Origin of the sequence: Pedobacter aquatilis, assembly GCF_030409415.1 — a bacterium.
Lineage (GTDB): Bacteria > Bacteroidota > Bacteroidia > Sphingobacteriales > Sphingobacteriaceae > Pedobacter > Pedobacter aquatilis.
Genome location: NZ_JAUFPW010000027.1, coordinates 76,689 through 97,054 on the forward strand (window position 1 = coordinate 76,689; position 20,366 = coordinate 97,054).

Genomic DNA, 20,366 nt, shown 5'->3' on the forward strand with positions numbered 1-20,366 from the left:
GCTGCAAAAATTTAACACAGCGGTTTTGTAAATCGTTTAAAATGAAATCAATAAATGTTAATATAACTTTTGAGCAATATGCTGGCGTTGAGGAATTAAGTAAAAACGACCAGGAACTTTGCAATCTTTCGGAGCAAGCATTAAAAACATCTTATTCACCATATTCTAAATTTAGAGTTGGTACAGCGATACGTTTAGTGGGCGGTAAAATTATTCAGGGTAGCAATCAGGAAAACTTGGCCTACCCTTCGGGTTTGTGTGCTGAGCGTGTGGCACTTTTTGCAATTGGTGCAGCCTATCCAGATGCTGTGATAGAAAGTATGGCAATTACTGCACAAACTGATGCTTTTGAGATTGTAAAACCTGTAACCTCTTGCGGCGGGTGTTTGCAGGTTATGGCTGAGTTTGAAAGAAAGCAGAAGACACCAATTGAGGTGCTTTTTTATTGCCTGAACGGGGAAGTTTTAAAAGTGAACAGCGTTAAAGATTTGCTGCCTTTTGGTTTTGTTGAAGATAGATTGAGCACCAAAGCTTAATTTTTGGAAAATGGATGGTTTTGTAGCTTTTCGGTAACATCCGTCCTGCTAATGCTGCAAGTCCTCGCTCATACTTCGCTTTGGGCTTTACGCTTATATCAGGTTTATTAATAATGGTTCGTGATTCTTTTGTACGGTCTTAACCACCCCTTGCCCCTCCTAAATTAGGAGGGGAGTAGTTTCTGCTTTGGCATAATATACGCTTTAATTGGAGTATGTGGTTTAAATCCACAATCAATCCTATTACCACAACAAAATTTACCTGCATTATCCAACTCCCGTCCTTATTTTCAAGGAGGGGTATGGGGTGGTTTTTGAACCATAGGTATTATCACTTGCTACTTAAACCCGATTAAAGTGAAAATCCTTTTTGTTTGTAGCCACGCTCATCCTCAACAAGCAGAAGTACAAAAAGATTGCAACGAAAAGCGGGAGCAAACTAACCGAAGCACTACTGTAACTGCTTTTCAAATTTAAAGGCTTTCGATTGTGAATAACCAATATTTAACCTTACTATCCTTTTTATTATATTTACGGCTGCCAATTTCTGTAAATAAATGAGTGAAGAATTAGACCCTAAAATAAACGAAGAACATAAACATACCATAACGCCAATTAACGGTTTATACGAAAACTGGTTTCTTGATTACGCATCTTATGTAATTCTGGATAGGGCCGTTCCGCACATTAACGATGGTTTAAAACCTGTGCAGCGACGCATTATGCACTCGCTAAAGGAAATGGACGATGGACGTTTCAATAAGGCTGCAAACGTAATCGGTAATACCATGAAATACCATCCGCATGGCGATGCATCTATTGGCGATGCAATGGTACAAATTGGGCAAAAAGATTTACTTATTGATATGCAGGGAAACTGGGGCGACCCGGTGACTGGCGATAGCGCTGCAGCTCCGCGTTACATCGAAGCCCGACTTTCAAAATTTGCCAACGAAGTTGTGTTTAATCCGGATACTACAGAATGGCAATTAAGTTATGACGGACGTAACAACGAGCCGATTACTTTACCTGTAAAATTCCCTTTATTATTGGCTCAGGGTGCAGAAGGTATTGCGGTGGGTTTGGCTACTAAGGTTATGCCACACAATTTTATCGAATTGATTGATGCTTCAATTGAATCTTTAAAAGGTGTTCGCCCGAATATTTTCCCTGATTTTTTTACCGGCGGAATGGCAGATTTTTCGAACTATAACGAAGGTCAGCGTGGGGGAAAAATTCGAGTGCGTGCTAAGATTACGGAGAAGGATAAGAAAACTTTGGTAATAACTGAAGTTCCTTTTAGCACCACTACAGGTTCTGTAATTGATAGTATTTTATCTGCCAATGATAAGGGCAAGATTAAAATTAAAAAAATTGAAGATAACACCGCCGCAAACGTAGAAATTGTAGTGCATTTGGCGCCGGGTATTTCGCCAGATGTAACCATTGATGCACTTTATGCGTTTACGGCTTGTGAGGTTTCTATTTCTCCAAATACTTGTATAATCAACAACGATAAGCCGCACTTTATGAGTGTGAATGATATCTTAATTGAAAATACAAAGCATACAAAAAGCTTACTTAAGCAAGAACTGGAAATTCGTTTGCACGAGTTACAGGAGAAAATTTTCTTCAGTTCTTTATTAAAGATATTTATTCAGGAGGGCATGTACAAAAATCCTGAATATGAAAACTCTGCAAATTTCGATACCGTTGTAGAGGTTTTACATTTATTGTTCGATCCGTTTAAACCTTCGCTTTACCGAGAAATTTTGCCAGAGGATTTCAAGAAGTTAATTGATAAGCCAATGAGTAGCATCACCAGATTTGATGTGAAAAAGGCTGATGAACAAATGAAAAACCTGGAAGATGAAATTAAAGTGGTTAAAAATCATTTAAAACATCTTACGGATTATGCGATTGCATGGTTTCAGAAATTAAAGGATAAGTACGGCAAAGGCAGGGAACGTAAAACTGAAATCCGTTTATTTGATAGGGTAGAGGCAGCTAAAGTTGCCCTAGCAAACATCAAATTATACATGAACCGTGAAGATGGTTTTATTGGTTCTGGTTTACGTAAGGATGAATTTGTTGCCGATTGCTCTGATATTGATGAAATTATTGTTTTCCGTGAGGATGGAAAATGTATCATTACAAAAGTAGCGGATAAAACTTTTGTTGGTAAAGGTATTATACACGCCCAGGTATTCAAGAAAAATGATGAGCGAACGGTTTACAACATGATTTATAAAGATGGTTCAAGCGGAACATCTTATATAAAACGTTTCTCAGTTGTTGGCGTAACCCGCGATAAGGAGTACGATTTAACAAAGGGTACTAAAGGTTCGAAGGTTTTATACTTTACTGCCAATCCAAATGGTGAAGCCGAGGTTATTAATGTTGCTTTAAAACCGCATTCAAAATTGCGTAAACTTCAGTTCGACCAGGATTTTGCAGAAGTTGCCATCAAAGGTCGTGGTTCTCAGGGAAATATTATTTCAAAATATCCGGTTAAAAAAATCATACTTAAAAGTAAAGGTGTTTCTACCTTATCAGGATTAAAAATCTGGTATGATGATTTGCTAAAACGCTTAAATGTTGATGGGAGAGGTAAATATCTGGGTGAATTTGATGGCGATGATAGAATTTTACAAGTTCATAAAGATGGTACTTACGAGCTAAGTTCTTTCGAATTAAGTAATCACTTTGATGATGATTTAATATTGATTGAAAAATTTGCACCTGAAACTGTTTTTGCCGCCGTACATTTTGATGGAAAAGCGCAAAATTATTTTGTAAAACGTTTCGTTTTTGAATTGCAGTCTATCGGCAAGAAAGTGCCTTTTATTAGCGAAGAACCAAAATCGAGGTTGCTGTTTTTAACTTCAAATCCGCTTGCTAAAATAATTGTTGATGTTTTAAAAGGTAAAACACAAATTCCTGAAACTTTAGATTTATTATTGTCTGATTTAATTGATATTAAAGGTTTAAAGGCAAATGGAAATCGTTTATCGCCACATGATGTTCAGAAAGTGGTTTTAGATGAGCCAGAGATTGAAGTTGAAGAAACAGAGGATGAGGTGCCTGAAAATAATGGTGGTGGAAGTGAAACTTCTGATGATATCGAAACGCCAGAAGAAACTATTGTTGAAAGCGTGCAGCCTCAAAAAGTAGAGGAAAAGCCAACATCAACAAAACCCAAATTTGATAGTAAACCTGTAATAAAGGAAGTTATAGCGCCTGCTGTCGAAGCATCTAAAATTGAAGAAAAATCAGTTGAAGAAGTAAAACCTGCTGTTGTTGAAGAACCTGTTTCTAAATCAGAACCAGTTAAAAAAGATGAGCCGAAAGTTGAATCACAACCAAAAGAAGAACTAAAGCCACTTAAAAAAGTAGATTTCGAAATTACTAATCCAAACGATATAGAAATTGATGATAAAGGACAATTGGGGCTGTTTTAACAGTTCCTAATTGTTTTTTTTATGGATAGAATAGCAAGAATTTTAAAAATCTTTATTAAGTAACTTTTCAAGCTCTCCAAAAGATACATTCATCCTAACTCTACCTTGTTTAGCGTATGATATTTCTCCGGTTTCCTCTGATATAATTACTGCAACTGCATCAGTTGTTTCGGAAACACCAATCCCGGCTCTGTGCCTTAAACCAAATTGCGAAGGAAGCTGGTCATTATCTGTTAAAGGTAAAATACAACTTGCACTCTTAATTTTATTCTCTGAAATAACAACTGCACCATCATGCAGGGGACTATTTTTCTGGAAAATACTCTCCAATAATCGCTTCGAAATTTTAGCATCTACAACCTCACAGCTGTTTGCGAAAAATTGTTCATCGTAAAACTTTACAAATACCATCAAAGCACCGGTTCTTGTTTTTTTCATCGTTTTACATGCATCTATAATTGGTTTTATGCGTGTTAAATTGTTTCTTTCAATTTCTTTTCTGCCAAATAAATAACCCCACCAGGCTTTATTTTTTTGAAGAAATGCATTTTTACCAATCAACAAAAGGAATCTTCTTATTTCGGGATGAAAAATAACAATGAGTGCTATAATACCCACGCTCATAAATTTCTCAATAATTGCCGTAAGCAATTCCATGTGTAAGCCCTTAACTATCCAATAGAAAACGGTTATCACAAACATGCCCACTAATAAATTTACAGCAAGTGTATTGCGAATAAGCGTGTAAACGTAGTAAATTAATAGTGCCACAAGCACAATGTCTACCACATCTGTTGGAGATATTTTAAGGAAATCGAAATCAAAGCTTTTCATCTATGGCAAGATAGTAAATGTTTCATAATGGTTAATTGTTTGGAATGTGAAAATTGGTTAAATGTAGTAATTGTTGAATTGGTTAGTTGTCATTGCATATATTAACTATAACTCCTTTTATGAGCGGAGAATAGCTTTTCTAAGCGCATTCAGTTTATTGGTTAGTTCATCAAGTTTTAATCTAAAAAGTTTGTATTCTTCTTCTGTAATGTAATTTAAGTCGAAAGCAGTTATGAAGTGATTGACTGTTTCAATTGCGCTAGAGTATGCCATAACAATAAAATGAGCTTTATCTTTTACGGTAATTCTTGCAGATCCTTCTGCCAAACAATCTCCAATACTACAGGATGAACGCTTAATTTGGCTCGATAGGCCAAAAATTTCCTCTTTTGGAAATTTCTTCACTAAAAGATAAACCTCTTTTCTAAAGTTTCTTGCTAGCTGCCAAGTTTCTAATTTTTCAAAAGAATAAATATGCATAATGATCAAATTTATATTCAATCATTTTCAGTAATCTATCAATAGGGTTAAGAGATTTTACTTTTTAATAAGCAAATTAAACACTTTTGCAAATTAGGGCAATTAAACAAGTACTCAATTAATTAATTAACCAATTCAACAATTAACCAATTAACTTCCCAACAAGCTTAATACATTCAACCGCTTCTTTAACATCATGTACCCTTAAAATTTTAACCCCTTTTTGCAGAGCGATGGTATTTAAAACTGTTGTTCCGTTCAAAGCTTCAGCGGCAGTGTTTTTCAAAACCTTGTGAATCATTCCTTTTCTCGAAAAGCCTGCTAAAATAGGAAGTTTGAAAATCTTGAAATCCTCTAAACTATTTAAAAGTTCGTAGTTATGTTCTAAAGTTTTGCCGAAGCCAAAACCTGGGTCAAGGATGATGTCGTTAATATGCAAGGCCTTTAACTGAGCAACTTTTTTAGCGAGATAATCGATAATATCCAATGTTACATTTTCATAATGCGGATTTTGCTGCATGGTCTGTGGTGTGCCTTGCATATGCATAAATATATAAGGAACCTGTAAACGGGCAATTGTGTTAAACATTTCAGCATCCATATCACCAGCCGAAATATCATTGATGATATGTGCGCCTGACGCAATAGTTTCTTCAGCAACTTTTGCTCTGAAAGTATCAATCGAAATTACAGCTTCTGGTAATTTATTGTTTATCGCTTCAATAATTGGTATCAACCTAAATAATTCTTCATCGGTAGAAATATCTAAAGCACCTGGTCTGGAAGAGTATCCACCAATATCAATGGAACTTGCACCTTCGTTTAGAAATTGTTCTGTTTTTCTTAGGGCTTCATCAATAGAAGTCGTTCTGCTTTTGCTGTAGAAAGAATCTGGTGTAATATTCAAAATACCCATCACCTTTGGTGTGCTTAAATCAAATATTTTTCCTTTTATATTGAGGCTTTGTTTTGGTTCAAAAAAGTTTTTTTCTGCCATAATAAACCCTTTCGGGATTTGGGTTTCGCTTTAAAAATGTATCTTTAGCTTTCGTTTTTTCGATACAAAAATACACTAAAACTAAATAAATATTGGCTTTGGCACAAACAAATACCGCTTCTGAATTTGATGAAGTGATCGCAGTCTGCAGAACTTTATTTCTAAAAAAAACAACCGATTACGGAACAGCTTGGCGCATATTAAGGTTAAGTTCTATCACCGATCAGATTTTTATTAAAGCACAACGCATCAGAACTTTAGAGGAGAAAAAAGTTAGTAAAGTAGGTGAGGGCATAACGCCAGAGTACATCGGAATCATCAATTACTGCGTTATTGCAATGATGCAATTAGATTTAACTGAGAGCGACCTTTTGGAAATTCCTGTGGAAGATGTGCAAGTGCTTTTTGATACAAAAGTTAAAGAAACAAAGGATTTAATGTTCGCCAAAAACCACGATTATGGAGAGGCTTGGAGAGATATGCGCATTAGTTCTTTAACTGATTTAATCTTGCAAAAAATATTTCGCGTTAAACAGATAGAAGATAACGAAGGTCAAACTCAAGTATCCGAAGGCGTAAATGCAAACTACCAGGATATGCTAAATTACTCAGTTTTTGCTTTAATAAAATTAGGTGTAAAATAATGAAGAATCCTCTTTTAACCATTTCCAGAATTTTTGTTGGCGTATTATTTATCTTTTCAGGATTAATTAAAGCAAATGATCCACTTGGTTTTGGTTATAAGTTACAGGAGTATTTTGAAGTTTTTCACTTGGATTTTTTAAGTCCGATTGCTACCGGGATAGCCATTTTGCTTTGCACCCTGGAAATTGTTTTGGGCGCATTGCTTTTATTGGGTTTTTATGGTAAAAAAGTAGCTTGGGGCTTACTATTACTAATTATTTTCTTTACGCTGCTCACATTTGTTTCTGCTGCATTTAAGGTAGTTACAAGCTGCGGTTGTTTTGGCGATGCCATTCCACTTACACCTTGGCAATCTTTTAGTAAGGACATCATTTTATTAATATTTATTGTTTATATATTTCTTAAAAAGGATTTGCTCAAGCCAATCATTTCCAGAGAAAAAAGCCAGCAAAATATTGCGCTACTAATCGTTATAGCTTCATTATCATTTGGAATATTCACTTATAATTTTCTACCGATCATAGATTTTCTGCCTTATAAAGTTGGTGCTCATATTCCATCATTAATGGTTATTCCGGAAGGTGAAAAGCCCGATGAATTTGAAATCATGTATCACCTTAAGAATAAAAAAACAAAGGCTGAGCAAGACATGAGTGATAAGGAATATTTAAAAACTGAAATTTGGAAGGATAATAACTGGGAAATTGTTGGCGAGCCGACTAAAAAACTCATAAAGAAGGGCTTTGAACCAAAAATTAAGGATTTAATTATTACAGATGCATCTGGAACAGACTACACCAAGGAATTAATCGAAAATCCTTACTATAGTTTAGTTTTTGTAGCCTATAATCTAAATGATGCAAATAGTAAAGCAATTGGAAAGTTAAATGCACTAGCGCTAAATGCTACACAACAATACAATATCAGAAGTGTCTTGCTAACTGCGAACGCAGCCAGGGATGCCGAAATTTTTATCAAGAAAAATAACCTCTTTTCTGAAGTATTTTACGCTGATGCTGTTCCATTAAAAAGTATGGTTAGGGCAAATCCAGGCATTATTTTGTTAAAAAATGGTGTTGTTGTAAAAAAATGGCACTTTCATTGTATGCCAAGTTTCGATGATTTAAGTAATAAATATTTCAGTAAGTAAATGTTCGCATACATCATTAAAAAATTACTTTATGGCTTGCTGGTTATGGCAGGTGTAGTATTGGTGGTTTTTGTGTTGTTTAATATTTTACCAGGCGATCCGGCCAGAATGACAATGGGCCAAAGAGCCGATGTTCAGTCTTTAGAAGCAGTTAGGAAGGAATTTGGTTTAGACCGTTCAAAACCCATGCAGTTTGTTTTGTATGTTAACGATTTATCGCCAATAAGTTTTCTGGAAAACGATAGCATCACTCAAAACAAATATCATTATCAAAAAATATTAAACTTTGATAATAACGCACTCGTTTTAAAATGGCCTTACCTCCGCAGTTCGTATCAAACCAAACGAGATGTAACCGATATACTTTCTGAAACTGTTCCTAATACTTTCATTTTAGCTTTAACAGCGATGATTTTTGCAACAATAATTGGTGTGTTATTAGGTGTTTTATCAGCCGTTTATAAAGATTCATGGATTGATAAAACGGCAAATGCCTTTGCAATTTTAGGAATTTCAGCACCATCTTTTTTTGCCGGAATTATAATCGCCTGGTTATTTGGCTTTGTGTTAAGTGATTTTACCGGATTAAAAATGAGTGGTAGTTTATATAGTTACGACCCCTTTAATGGTGAAATATTAACGCTTAGAAATTTATGGCTGCCTATGATAACATTGGGTTTAAGGCCTTTGGCAATTATTGTTCAGCTTACCAGAAGCGCCATGCTCGATGTGCTTGCGCAAGATTACATTCGTACTGCAAGAGCAAAAGGTTTAAGTAGAAATGCGATAATTTACAAGCATGCACTAAAAAATGCGATGAATCCTGTTATTACTGCAATATCTGGTTGGTTTGCATCTTTACTTGCGGGTTCGTTTTTTGTAGAATATATTTTTGGCTACAATGGTTTGGGCCGAACAACCGTAAGCGCATTAGAAATGTCAGATTTTCCGGTTGTAATGGGTTCGATATTATTTATCGCTTTTGTATTTGTGGTGATTAACATTTTGGTTGATATTTTATACGCCTATGTTGACCCAAGAGTTAAACTTGCATAATATATGATTGAGGAATTTATTCGTTATACAGAGCTTTCCGATAGGGAAATACTGGAGGTCTTTAGCAAAGCTGATAATGATATGCCTGAGGCTGAACGATTGTTCAGTCATGTTTTAAATGCACAACACATTTGGGTAAATCGTATTGAGGGTTTGCCGTTAAAATATGAAATCTGGCAGGTGCATCCTGTAGAAAAATTTGAAAGCATTTCATCTGATAACTTTAAACTTATCAATGCCAGTTTAAATAAACACGATTTGCAAAGTAAAATCACCTATCACGACTCTCGTGGTAATGAATATCAAAATACAGTTGCCGAAATGTTTATGCAAATGCTAAACCATTCTACATATCACCGAGGGCAAATAGTTTCGATGCTAAAAAAGGAAGGTTTTACTCCTCCGGTAACTGATTATATCTATTTTAAACGCAAAAACCTTTTATGATAATTTTCCTTGTTGGATATATGGGCTGCGGTAAAAGTACCAAAGCAAAGCAATTGGCACATCGTTTAGAATGTCCGGTAATTGATTTAGATGCGGAAATTGTAAATCAAACAGGTAAAACCATTGCCGAATATTTCGATGCTTATGGTGAAAGTGGATTCAGAGATTACGAAAGCGAAACGCTAAAATCTTTTCCATATCCGGAAACTTGTGTGGTGGCAACTGGCGGAGGCTTACCATGTTTTTTTGATAATATGGATTGGATGAATAATCGCGGATTAACCATTTATCTGCAAATGACACCAGCAGCTTTGGTTTCCAGGTTACACAATCGCCAGAAAAGACCTTTGATAAAGGATTTGAATGATGACGAACTTTTCGTTTTTATAGAAGAAAAATTAAAAGAACGTGATCCTTTCTATACAAAGGCTAAACTTATTGTTGATGCTTTTGATTTGGACGGCGAAAAATTGGAAAGTGCAATTGCTGGGAAGTTCTAAATTTTTATAGAAATGTAGACGTTTATTTCGCAAAGAGACTGCTTCGCACTTCGGAGTGACGAAGCGATTTACCTCATTGCGAGATAGCGAGCAATTTCCAAAGGCATTAATATTTCTACAGCTTCTAAACTCTTTTAATATTATCGTCAATAATTTTAGCCGATAATAGAGCAAGTGGAATACCGCCGCCCGGATGAACACTACCACCACAGAAATAAAGATTTTTTATTGTCGAACTGAAGTTTGAATGGCGTAAAAATGCTGCTAACTGGTTATTTGAACTATTCCCATATAAAGAACCCTGGTAAGAACCTGTTTTGCTTTCTATGCTTCGTGGGTCGAGAATGGTTTCGCTGATAATATCCTTTGATACATCTTTTTTTAAAATGCGATTAAGTTTTAATAAGATATGTTGCTTTGCCGATTTAATTAATTTATCCCAATCCTGGCCTTCATTGGCTGGCACATTTATCATCACAAACCAATTCTCACAATCCTTAGGTGCATCGGTAGCAATGTGTTTCGAAGTGATATTGATGTAAATCGTTGGGTCTTCACTGATTGATTTCTTCGACCAAATCGCATCAAATTCTGATTGATAATCTTTAGCGAATAAGATATTGTGTAATCCCAATTCTGGGTAAATACTTTTAATGCCCCAATAAAAAATCAATGCCGAACTGCTTCTTTGCTGGCTTAATAATTTTTTAGGTTGAAGAATGTTATTTAGTAGATTTTTATAGGTAAACCAGATGTCCAAATTGGATATTACAACATCAGCTTTTTGTGTTATATCATTAATTTTTATACCTTCTACCTTTCGCCTTCTGCCTTCCACCTTATAAATAACCTCATCAACTTTTTTGTTGTAATGAAATTTGACGCCTAAATCCTCTGCCAGGTTTACAAGTGCTAAAATGATGGCATGCATACCATTTTTTGGTAAATAAGCACCAAAATGATATTCAAAGTGAGGGATTACATTTAATGTAGCTGGTGCCTGATACGGATTTGAACCATTGTACGTAGCATAACGATTAAACAATTGAGTAATCCGCTCATCGCTGAAAGCATGTAAATTAGCTTTGTGTTGCGTTCTGAAGGCATCAATTTGTCCGAAGCGGAAAATACTTTTAACGGTATCCCAATGGAGATAACTCTTAAGTTTATGTAAACTTCTTTCTAAAAAAACCTTGTGGGTTACAGCATATATCGTTTCGCTTTTTTCAAAAAAAGATTTAATTTCTGAAGCCTTAGCATTCGTTTTGTGTTCAATCTCTTTCGCAAATTTATTTATATCTGATGACGCACTTAACCTTAATCCATCTTCGTAGAAATACCTGCAAATTTCATCAAGCTTATCGTACTCAAAATAATCTTTTGGATTTTTACCCGCAAGGGTAAAAAGTTCATCAACGTATTGCGGCATCGTGAACAAACTCGGACCAGCATCAAACCTGAAGCCATCGGCATTAACTTCAGTAAGTTTTCCTCCTGGATAGGCATTTGCTTCGAAAACCTGTACCGTATAACCTTTCATCGCTAAACGGATGGAACTTGCTATTCCGGCAACCCCGGCACCAATAATAATTGCTTTTGGCATTTATTTTAAACTATTTCAATTCGTTTAAATACAAATTGGTTTGCTTTTCAATTTCTAATGTAGCCACTTTAATTGCAGAACCAACTCTTGTTGTTTCAGATTTTACAGGCATTTTATTTATCGTGGCAATGGCATCAATATACCATTTGCTCCAGGTTTCAATAATGTGTTTTTCCTCATCTACCGATTTACCTTCAGCTATTGCTTTTTTGCTTAAATCAAATTCAGTTTTTAAACGGATTAATGCATCTGTTTTAACTTGCTTTACCGTTTCGCTCGCTGTGTTTTCATCTGCAGAAATTAAAGTGTAGGCGGCGGTTAAACCGCTAATGCCAACGTTTTTCATTTCCGTTGCCGAAACTTTATCAATTCTATCATTATCGGTATGGTAAAAAACATCTGTAAAATGCCACATCAGTAATCCTGGGATTTTATTTTGAAGAAATGGCGTATGGTCGCTGCCGCCTTCAAAAGGATTGTAGTTTACGGTCCAGTTAGCAAATTTTCCTTGTTCTTTACAGACATTGAAAATAAAATCATTAAAATAGTGTGGAAAAAGGTCTTTTTCCTTTACATCTCCAGCACCCCATTCTGTGTGTTTGTCTTCACCTCTGGTCCATATTGCAGATGGATCTGGCATTTTTTCAATTATAAATGAACCACCAGTTTTCTTGGTGTCTTCGCCCACCATATCCAAACTCATACCCCAGAGAATACCTTTTGCTCGGATTGTATCTTCAACTATATATCTTCTTGTTGAAGTAATTTCATCGCCCCATAAAAATGTTAAGGTGCGTTTTGGAGCAATTTTTTTTGCTTTATAAAGTTCGGCGGTTAAACGAGCCATTTCTGCCAATGTACCAACGCCACTTGCGTTATCGTTTGCACCCGGCTCTTGTACGTGAGCACTAAAAACAAAACGTTCAGCTGGTTTTTCGTTGCCAATAACATTTGCAACAACGGTTAACTCTTCCGATTGATAAATTTTAGTCTCGATATTTACTTTAAGCTTTGTTGCGCCTTTTAAACAATTTGCCTTAAGTTTTTCTTTTGCTTTGTAGGATAAAAGCAATGTCCATACTTCGCTGTTTGCTTTCATACTTCCAAATTGTATCGAAGTTTGATGAATTTCTGGCTTTGTATAAGCTGGCATGGAGTAACCCAAAACACCAACTGCACCAGCCTTTGTAGCAATTGCTAATAATCTTGAAGGATGCGTTTCTGCAAAAACGATTTTTCCTTTTAAATCTAGTTTCTCAATTTCGGCAGGGTTGGTATTGCTAATGTAAACCACATCTGCGGTAACGCCATCGGTTGGTGTAGATACACAATTGATAGGAATCATATTTCGGTTTGAATTAAACGAAATTAGTGACTCTGATTCACCAACGATGTTAATGTTAGCATTAACAGGTTCCCAGGTTTTATTTTTCATTGCCCTTTTTTCAATTCGATAGGTTAGGGGCGATTCTGTTTCGCTTTGTTTTTGCTCAACAAAGCCTGCCTTTTTTAAAATATCTTCTACATGTTTGATACTTGCGTTAAAACCTGTATTGCCAGGAACCCTGAAATATTTTTCTACAAAAGCAGTGGTTTCGTAAGCATTTTTTTCAATAAAGCCTTTTCGCGTAAGGTTAAAATTATTTGTAATGTTTTGGGCAAAGCCACCTACGCTGGTCAAAATTAAGGCAACAAGAATTTTTGTTTTCATGGGGTTGAATAAAAGCGAAAGATAAAAGATTTTTAAGTCAATACCATTCCTGTTCAACTTCATTTTTAGAAATTGATGGAATAGAAGGATGGAGTTAAAATTATTTTAAGTGCAATAATATTAAAGCAACTAACGCCGGAATGGACTGCACATACAGAATTCTTTTACTCGCGGTTGCTGCGCCATAAATTCCGGCAATGATTACGCAGGTCAAAAAGAAAATGGCTACATAAAATTTCCATTGATGATTTTCTATATAGAGCGACCAGATTAAACCTGCAGCTAAAAATCCATTATACAATCCCTGGTTTGCAGCAAGGGTTTTGGTTGGTGCAAATAATTCCTTCGGAATGGTTTTGAAAACCTTTGGCGCTTTAGTTGTCCACGCGAACATTTCTAACCATAAGATATAGATGTGGATTGCGGCTACTAAGCCGATTATGATTTGTGCTACTAATTGCATTTTGTTTTGGTTTTGAGATTGAAGATACAATTTATTTGGATATTCATGGCTAGTGGTTTCGAAGTCTATATACTCTGTTTATAATCAGTTATCAGTCTGAGCTTGTCGAAGACCTTTTAATAATTAAATTTAATAGTAGTTTTTTGTGTTAGCCAGACAGGTTTTTTCTTTGTCTTGATAAAATATATAATATCCTTCAATTTTACCACCCCTTGCCCCTCCTAAAATAGGAGGGGAGTAGGTAGTGCTTTTTATTCTTGTATAAATTTATTAAAGGTTCCACAGGTTTCAACATCTGAACGGAACTCTCCATCTAAAATAGAAAGGGGAGTAGGTAGTGCTTTTTATTCTTATATAAACCATTAAGGATTTTTGAAGTTACTGCATCTGAACGGAACTCCCCTCCTTATTTTCAAGGAGGGATTGGGGGTGGTTTTTGTTTATACTCTAGTTAGGTTTTTTTGCCAAAAGCCACGAACTTTCATTATAAACCCGATGATAGCGGGCATCCCGAATTTCTCGGGATAAAGTGACCAGCTCCAAAGGAGTGCCTTTGGCACGGGGCGGGTGCTCCCAAAGTATATCTGGCTTTCATTTTCAAGTCTTTTGTAAACCCATCAATTCTATCGCACATCGGAACATCTTACATTCCATCTTTTTCTGTCATGCTGTCAGTATCAATTCAGAATAATTTTTACATTTTATCAGTTTTTTAACCATATTTTCTGCCAAAAACCAATTGGCACAGGCATTGTTTAATAGGTGTAGAATTAATACTTAAAAAGAGAAAATACAAAATACAATGGGAAAAATTATTGGAATAGACTTAGGAACAACCAACTCTTGCGTGAGCGTAATGGAGGGCAATGAGCCTGTAGTTATTGCGAACAGTGAGGGTAAACGTACTACACCGTCTATTGTTGCTTTTGCAGAAAACGGTGAACGTAAAGTTGGCGAGCCGGCTAAACGTCAGGCTATAACTAACCCAACAAAAACGATTTATTCAGTAAAACGCTTTATGGGTAACAGCTACGACGAAAGTGCTAAAGAAGCTGGTCGCGTACCTTATAAAGTTATTAAAGGCGATAACAACACGCCACGTGTTGAAATCGACGATAGAAAATATACTCCACAAGAAATCTCTGCAATGATCTTGCAGAAAATGAAAAAAACTGCCGAAGATTTCTTAGGACAAGAAGTTACAGAAGCGGTTATTACTGTGCCTGCATACTTTAACGATGCGCAACGTCAGGCTACTAAAGAGGCTGGTGAAATTGCTGGTTTACAGGTTAAACGTATTATTAACGAACCAACTGCTGCAGCTTTAGCTTATGGTTTAGATAAAGCGCACAAAGACATGAAAATTGTTGTGTTTGACTGCGGTGGTGGTACACATGATGTTTCTGTTTTAGAATTAGGTGATGGTGTTTTTGAAGTAAAATCTACCGATGGTGATACACACTTAGGTGGTGATGATTTTGACCATGTAATTATCGATTGGTTAACAGATGAGTTTAAAAGCGAAAACAGCATGGATCTTTCTAAAGACCCAATGGCTTTACAACGTTTAAAAGAAGCTGCTGAGAAAGCTAAAATTGAGTTATCGAGCACAACTTCTACTGAAATTAACTTACCATACATTACTGCTGATGCTAGCGGTCCTAAACACTTAGTGCGCACTTTAACCCGTGCTAAATTTGAGCAATTGGCTGATAGCTTAATCAAACGTACTATCGACCCTTGTAAATCTGCTTTGAAAAATGCTGGTTTAAGCACAAGCGATATCGATGAAATTATCTTAGTTGGTGGTTCAACTCGTATTCCTGCAATTCAGGATGCGGTTAAAGCTTTCTTCGGTAAAGAGCCGAGTAAAGGTGTTAACCCTGATGAGGTTGTAGCTATTGGTGCTGCTATTCAAGGTGGTGTATTAACTGGTGATGTAAAAGATGTATTGTTGTTAGACGTCACGCCTTTATCATTAGGTATCGAAACTATGGGTGGTGTAATGACCAAATTAATCGAGTCGAACACAACTATCCCAACTAAAAAATCTGAAACATTCTCAACTGCTGCTGATAACCAGCCGTCTGTTGAAATCCACATTTTACAAGGTGAACGCCCAATGGCTAACCAAAACCGTACAATTGGTCGTTTCATTTTAGATGGTATTCCACCAGCACCTCGTGGTGTGCCTCAGGTAGAAGTATCTTTTGATATTGATGCCAACGGTATTTTACACGTAAGTGCAAAAGATAAAGCTACTGGTAAAGAGCAAAAAATCCGTATCGAAGCATCTTCTGGTTTAACTGATGAAGAAATTCAGAAAATGAAACAAGAAGCTGAAGCTAACGCAGAAGCTGATGCAAAAGCAAAAGAAGAAATCGAAAAAATTAACGGTGCTGATGCTTTAATTTTCTCAACTGAGAAACAATTAAAAGAGTTTGGTGAGAAATTATCTGCTGATAAAAAAGCGCCAATCGAAGCTGGTTTAGAAAAATTAAAAGCAGCACATGCAGCTCGTAATTTTGCAGATATTGATGCAGCACAAGCTGAATTGCAAAATGCTTGGAATGCAGCTTCAGAAGAAATGTACAAAGCCGGTGAGCAACCTCAAGGCGGTGGTGAACAACCACAAGCTGATGGTCAGCCTCAAGGTGGCGATAACGTTACTGATGTTGATTTCGAAGAAGTAAAAGAAGAAAAATAGTTTTTAGTCGGAGGTTGGAAGACCGAAGATATAGAACAATTAAAAGCATTCCTGATTAAGTTCAGGGATGCTTTTTTTGTTTTACACACGCTATTGCAAGACACGAAGCAATCTTACTGTGACTTTGACTTATATAGCGATAATTGTAGGATTGCATCTTACCTTGCAATGACGACCGCTCTTTTTATTTGAAAACGAATGGTTCTATGCTTTTCGGTAATAGCAGCCCCGCCATTCGCTTTATCCCGAGAAATTCGGGATGCTCGCTGCTGTCGGGTTTATGATTAGCAAACTATAGCTTTTGGGGAAATCATAACGCAAAAGAAAAGGTTCAGCTTATTAAACTGAACCTTTTCTATATAATCAGGAAATATTAATTCCAAAGTTTCTCTGGGTAGGTTCCGTTTTTAACCAACTGGTCAATACTATCTTGAACATATGGCTTATCTTCTTTATACGTTACGCCAAACCATTTGTTTGAAGTTGGCACAACTTTAAACGTAGCTTCACCACTTTTAACTAAGTTTTCGCCAATCAGTGGAATAAAAAATTCTGCTTTAGGTTTATCTTTATTAGCCATTGCAAACTCAACGAATAACTTTTCAGTAATGTTGAAAACAGCAGGCGTAAAGCCCCAGAAATTCATCGAAACAGGTGTTTCAAAATCTAATGGAAATTCTTCACCATCTTCTTCGTAATAAATTTTACCATCTTTTGGATATACTTTAGTACGTTCAATAATTTCTTCTAAATTACCAGAAGCATCTACTTTACAAACGCCACGAGAAACAGCGCCAAACTCAGAGAGTGTTTTGCCAATTTCGTAACCGATAATTGAAAAATTACTATCAGAAGCCTCATCGTTTAAGAAATCGACCATTTTTTTAAAGGCGTCAAAACCATAATAATCATCAGCATTGATTACGCAAAAAGGTTCTTTAACTACTTTTCTGCCAGATAAAATTGCATGAGCAGTCCCCCAAGGTTTTTCTCTGTAAATTTCTTCTTCTATACCAAATTGCTTTAAATCGAAATTTTGAAAAACGTAATCCGTTTCAATTTTTCCATTTAGCTTTGGCTCGAAAATAGATTTAAAATTTTCTACAAATTCTTCTTTTATGATGAATACAACTTTGCCAAATCCGGCTTTAATTGCATCGTAAATAGAATAATCAATAATGGTTTCTCCATTAGGACCAAAACCATCAATTTGTTTCATGCTTCCGTAACGGCTTGCCATCCCGGCAGCCAATATTAATAAGGTAGGTTTCATATTGTTAATTAATTGTTCTAATCAGTTTTTCGATTAGATAGGGCGTTTGATTTATTTATTTAAGTAATTAAAAATTTGTTCTAAGTCGCTATCGTTTTTATAGTCAGGTTTATGATTTTTTAAATATTCATTCAACTGATTTTCTTTATCTTCAAATAAAGCGAAAATTGATTTCTTATTTGGTACAATTTTACTAAAAATTCCGTTTTTATATGAATAATAGCTATACGTTGTGTTAAATGTTTTATTAACTACTGCAGAGCCATATTGTTTTGATTCGGTTATAGATTTATTAAATTTTTTGTACAAACCTATTTTACCATTACAGATGATTTGAAAAAATGATGACGAGTTTAATGCATCTACAGCTGGAAATCCATTCTTAAAAATTAAAGTGCTACCATTTTTGGGGTTATTAATCTCAAATTCTGCCACAGGTTCTGCAAAATGCATCATCTTACCGGCATCAACAAAAACCAATTTATCATCCATTAAGTCATATCTTAACGAATCGTACTGGTAACGTTTGCCATTTTTTAACGTTACTTTTCCTTTCGACCATTTTTCTATTAAATATGGCGTACCTTCAACATCTGTATATTTCTTTTCCTTTATAGGCGTTCTGATAACATCACCAAAAGGAAGAATTTCATACTGAGCTTTAGCACCAAACGATAAAAAAAGAATCAGAAAAAGTAAGTTTTTCATGGTTAGAAGTTTAAAATCCAAATAATCCACCACCACTTTTGGTACGTGTTTTCTTTCCTGTTAGCATTCCGAATAAGCCGCGAACAATTTCTTTTCCTATTTGACGGGTAATTGTGGCACCCATAACTTTTTCTATTATACTTTTTTCGCCAGGCTTTGGTTTGCTTTCTATCTCTTCCTGTTTCTTTGCTTCAGCCTCTTGTTTAACCTGTGCATCTGCCGCAATTTGTTCATTAATTCTTTTTGTCAGAATATCATAAGCACTTTCCGGATCGATAGTATCTTTATACTTGCCATACATTGGACTTGCGTTCACCAATTTATCAAAATCTGCAGAAGTAAGGGGTCCCATTACCGCTCTTGGCGGTGTAAGCATGGTTGCCGAAACCTCAGTTGGGATACCTTTTTCATTTAGAACTGTAACCAAAGCTTGTCCGGTTCCTAAAGAAGTTAAAACTTTATCAATTTGATAAAAATCTGATTTAGGATAAGTATTAACGGTTTTCTTTAATGCATCAACATCATTTGGTGTAAAAGCTCTTAAAGCATGTTGAACGCGGTTACCCAATTGCCCCAAAACACTTTCCGGGATATCCGTTGGTGCCTGTGTACAGAAAAATACGCCAACACCTTTCGAACGTATTAAGCGAATTATGGTTTCAATTTGTTCTAAAAACGTTTTTGATGAGTTATTGAAAAGTAAGTGTGCTTCATCAAAAAAGAAAACCAATTTTGGCTTATCCAAATCGCCAACCTCTGGTAATGTATTAAATAATTCGGCTAGTAAACTTAACAGAAAGGTAGAGTATAAAACAGGTTGATTTTGAACATCAGCAATATTTAAAAGGCTAATAACGCCTTTGCCATCTACACGTTCAAACAAATCATCGGCATCGAAAGATTTCTCACCAAACATTCCGGCCAAACCTTGCTGCTCAATTGCAACTATTTTTCGAAGTATTGTACCAGATGTTGCTGTAGAAATGCTGCCGTAACTTTCTTTTATTTCTTTGGCTCCAGCACCTTCACTAAGGTATGAAAGTAATTTCTTAAGGTCATTTAAATCGATAACAGGCATTTTGTTATCGTCAGCGTATTTAAAGATTACAGCCATTACGCCACTTTGCGTATCGTTTAAATCTAAAACTTTTGATAAAAGCGTTGGCCCAAATTCTAAAACTGTTGCACGCATTTGCGCACCTAATTTGCCCGAAAGGGAATAAACTTCTATCGGAAAACCTGTTGGTGTAAATGTCTTATTTAACTGTTTAGCCCTCTCTTCAATCTTCGGGTTTACACTCCCAGCTTGATTTAAGCCCGATAAATCGCCTTTAACATCAAGCATAAAAACCGGAACTCCGGCATCAGAAAGTTGTTCGGCTAACAATTGTAAAGTTCTGGTTTTACCAGTACCGGTTGCGCCGGCAATTAAACCGTGTCTATTCATCATTTTTAATGATAAATTAACCTCGGCTTCACCATATACCTGTCCATCTAAAATACCAGCACCAAGGTAAATGTAAGAACCTTGTGGAGCGTAAGATGCTTTTATTTTTTCTATAAACTTCGAAGAGGATTCACTCATTGTAATAATTTTATGAGCACCAATTTAGTAAACTAATATTAAAATAATGTTTTTTTTATTAGCGCTAATTATAAAATCATTTCCACAGTGCCAAACAACAATTGCCTTGGTTTAGGTATTTAACCAACTACAGTTTTGATAGCCGCTCAAATAATTCTCGCTGTTCAGTACTTAAATTTTTTGGAATTTAATTTTTTTAGTTAATACGAA

The 20,366-nt window shown here is 35.7% G+C and carries 17 protein-coding genes; 8 read left to right on the top strand and 9 right to left on the bottom strand.

Annotated elements, in window-relative coordinates:
- Window positions 1–41 precede the first annotated feature (41 nt).
- Together QWY86_RS11080 and QWY86_RS11085 are read left to right on the top strand one after the other, a co-directional pair.
- Window positions 42–536, top strand: coding sequence for a cytidine deaminase (locus tag QWY86_RS11080; protein ID WP_290242032.1), 495 nt, complete (start codon window positions 42–44; stop codon window positions 534–536).
- A 557-nt stretch (window positions 537–1,093) separates the two neighbouring features.
- Window positions 1,094–3,997 (top strand): DNA gyrase/topoisomerase IV subunit A, encoded by a 2,904-nt coding sequence (locus tag QWY86_RS11085; RefSeq protein WP_290242034.1) that lies wholly within the window; start codon window positions 1,094–1,096, stop codon window positions 3,995–3,997.
- A gap of 42 nt (window positions 3,998–4,039) precedes the next feature.
- Here the strand turns inward: QWY86_RS11085 and cdaA are convergent, their stop codons facing one another.
- From cdaA to folP, 3 genes are all read right to left on the bottom strand, one after another.
- Window positions 4,040–4,831, bottom strand: a complete 792-nt coding sequence (gene cdaA / locus QWY86_RS11090) for a diadenylate cyclase CdaA (protein ID WP_290242037.1) — start codon at window positions 4,829–4,831, stop codon at window positions 4,040–4,042.
- Window positions 4,832–4,948: 117 nt separating this feature from the next.
- Window positions 4,949–5,311 (bottom strand): four helix bundle protein, encoded by a 363-nt coding sequence (locus tag QWY86_RS11095; protein WP_290242039.1) that lies wholly within the window; start codon window positions 5,309–5,311, stop codon window positions 4,949–4,951.
- Window positions 5,312–5,453: 142 nt separating this feature from the next.
- Window positions 5,454–6,308, bottom strand: a complete 855-nt coding sequence (folP, locus tag QWY86_RS11100; protein ID WP_290242042.1) for a dihydropteroate synthase — start codon at window positions 6,306–6,308, stop codon at window positions 5,454–5,456.
- A 98-nt stretch (window positions 6,309–6,406) separates the two neighbouring features.
- Between folP and QWY86_RS11105 the strand changes: the two genes are divergently transcribed.
- Genes QWY86_RS11105 through QWY86_RS11125 form a run of 5 tightly spaced genes read left to right on the top strand, consistent with a single transcriptional unit; the run spans window position 6,407 to window position 10,106 of the window.
- Window positions 6,407–6,952, top strand: a complete 546-nt coding sequence (locus QWY86_RS11105; RefSeq protein WP_290242044.1) for a DUF1599 domain-containing protein — start codon at window positions 6,407–6,409, stop codon at window positions 6,950–6,952.
- Window positions 6,952–8,103: a BT_3928 family protein gene (locus QWY86_RS11110; protein ID WP_290242046.1), complete on the top strand. Its 1,152-nt coding sequence runs from the start codon at window positions 6,952–6,954 to the stop codon at window positions 8,101–8,103. Before QWY86_RS11105 ends, QWY86_RS11110 begins: the two co-directional genes overlap by 1 nt.
- The gene (locus QWY86_RS11115) at window positions 8,104–9,159 is read left to right on the top strand and encodes an ABC transporter permease (protein ID WP_290242048.1); all 1,056 of its coding nucleotides are present in this window, start codon (window positions 8,104–8,106) and stop codon (window positions 9,157–9,159) included.
- Window positions 9,160–9,162: 3 nt separating this feature from the next.
- Complete coding sequence (locus QWY86_RS11120; RefSeq protein WP_290242049.1) at window positions 9,163–9,606, top strand: DinB family protein; 444 nt, start codon at window positions 9,163–9,165, stop codon at window positions 9,604–9,606.
- Entirely contained in the window at window positions 9,603–10,106 is a 504-nt protein-coding gene (locus tag QWY86_RS11125; protein ID WP_290242051.1) for a shikimate kinase, read from the top strand. Before QWY86_RS11120 ends, QWY86_RS11125 begins: the two co-directional genes overlap by 4 nt.
- 124 nt (window positions 10,107–10,230) lie before the next feature.
- On the opposite strand, the gene crtD is transcribed toward QWY86_RS11125, so the two are convergent.
- From crtD to QWY86_RS11140, 3 genes are all read right to left on the bottom strand, one after another.
- Window positions 10,231–11,709 (bottom strand): 1-hydroxycarotenoid 3,4-desaturase CrtD, encoded by a 1,479-nt coding sequence (crtD, locus tag QWY86_RS11130; protein WP_290242053.1) that lies wholly within the window; start codon window positions 11,707–11,709, stop codon window positions 10,231–10,233.
- 10 nt (window positions 11,710–11,719) lie between these two features.
- The gene (locus tag QWY86_RS11135) at window positions 11,720–13,420 is read right to left on the bottom strand and encodes a M28 family peptidase (protein ID WP_290242055.1); all 1,701 of its coding nucleotides are present in this window, start codon (window positions 13,418–13,420) and stop codon (window positions 11,720–11,722) included.
- A gap of 100 nt (window positions 13,421–13,520) precedes the next feature.
- Window positions 13,521–13,883, bottom strand: coding sequence for a DUF1304 domain-containing protein (locus QWY86_RS11140; protein WP_290242057.1), 363 nt, complete (start codon window positions 13,881–13,883; stop codon window positions 13,521–13,523).
- A gap of 802 nt (window positions 13,884–14,685) precedes the next feature.
- On the opposite strand from QWY86_RS11140, the gene dnaK reads away from it, so the two are divergent.
- On the top strand, window positions 14,686–16,590 hold the full coding sequence (gene dnaK / locus QWY86_RS11145; protein WP_290242059.1) for a molecular chaperone DnaK: 1,905 nt from the start codon (window positions 14,686–14,688) through the stop codon (window positions 16,588–16,590).
- Between the two features lie 373 nt (window positions 16,591–16,963).
- Here dnaK and QWY86_RS11150 read toward each other — a convergent pair whose 3' ends face one another.
- From QWY86_RS11150 to QWY86_RS11160, 3 genes are read right to left on the bottom strand one after another with little or no spacing between them, the layout of a single operon-like run.
- Window positions 16,964–17,863, bottom strand: a complete 900-nt coding sequence (locus tag QWY86_RS11150) for a nucleotidyltransferase family protein (protein ID WP_290242061.1) — start codon at window positions 17,861–17,863, stop codon at window positions 16,964–16,966.
- 51 nt (window positions 17,864–17,914) lie between these two features.
- Window positions 17,915–18,571: a hypothetical protein gene (locus QWY86_RS11155; protein WP_290242063.1), complete on the bottom strand. Its 657-nt coding sequence runs from the start codon at window positions 18,569–18,571 to the stop codon at window positions 17,915–17,917.
- Window positions 18,572–18,581: 10 nt separating this feature from the next.
- Window positions 18,582–20,156: a helicase HerA-like domain-containing protein gene (locus QWY86_RS11160; protein ID WP_290242066.1), complete on the bottom strand. Its 1,575-nt coding sequence runs from the start codon at window positions 20,154–20,156 to the stop codon at window positions 18,582–18,584.
- Window positions 20,157–20,366: the final 210 nt, after the last annotated feature.

Bases quoted from the DNA above. Each gene is read 5' to 3' on its own strand.
- QWY86_RS11125 (WP_290242051.1), top strand. From the start codon at position 9,603: ATGATAATTTTCCTTGTTGGATATATGGGCTGCGGTAAAAGTACCAAA.
- dnaK (WP_290242059.1), top strand. From the start codon at position 14,686: ATGGGAAAAATTATTGGAATAGACTTAGGAACAACCAACTCTTGCGTG.
- QWY86_RS11135 (WP_290242055.1), bottom strand. From the start codon at position 13,420: ATGAAAACAAAAATTCTTGTTGCCTTAATTTTGACCAGCGTAGGTGGC.
- cdaA (WP_290242037.1), bottom strand. From the start codon at position 4,831: ATGAAAAGCTTTGATTTCGATTTCCTTAAAATATCTCCAACAGATGTG.
- QWY86_RS11160 (WP_290242066.1), bottom strand. From the start codon at position 20,156: ATGAGTGAATCCTCTTCGAAGTTTATAGAAAAAATAAAAGCATCTTAC.
- QWY86_RS11150 (WP_290242061.1), bottom strand. From the start codon at position 17,863: ATGAAACCTACCTTATTAATATTGGCTGCCGGGATGGCAAGCCGTTAC.
- QWY86_RS11115 (WP_290242048.1), top strand. From the start codon at position 8,104: ATGTTCGCATACATCATTAAAAAATTACTTTATGGCTTGCTGGTTATG.
- QWY86_RS11140 (WP_290242057.1), bottom strand. From the start codon at position 13,883: ATGCAATTAGTAGCACAAATCATAATCGGCTTAGTAGCCGCAATCCAC.
- folP (WP_290242042.1), bottom strand. From the start codon at position 6,308: ATGGCAGAAAAAAACTTTTTTGAACCAAAACAAAGCCTCAATATAAAA.
- QWY86_RS11085 (WP_290242034.1), top strand. From the start codon at position 1,094: ATGAGTGAAGAATTAGACCCTAAAATAAACGAAGAACATAAACATACC.
- QWY86_RS11080 (WP_290242032.1), top strand. From the start codon at position 42: ATGAAATCAATAAATGTTAATATAACTTTTGAGCAATATGCTGGCGTT.
- QWY86_RS11110 (WP_290242046.1), top strand. From the start codon at position 6,952: ATGAAGAATCCTCTTTTAACCATTTCCAGAATTTTTGTTGGCGTATTA.
- crtD (WP_290242053.1), bottom strand. From the start codon at position 11,709: ATGCCAAAAGCAATTATTATTGGTGCCGGGGTTGCCGGAATAGCAAGT.
- QWY86_RS11155 (WP_290242063.1), bottom strand. From the start codon at position 18,571: ATGAAAAACTTACTTTTTCTGATTCTTTTTTTATCGTTTGGTGCTAAA.
- QWY86_RS11120 (WP_290242049.1), top strand. From the start codon at position 9,163: ATGATTGAGGAATTTATTCGTTATACAGAGCTTTCCGATAGGGAAATA.
- QWY86_RS11095 (WP_290242039.1), bottom strand. From the start codon at position 5,311: ATGCATATTTATTCTTTTGAAAAATTAGAAACTTGGCAGCTAGCAAGA.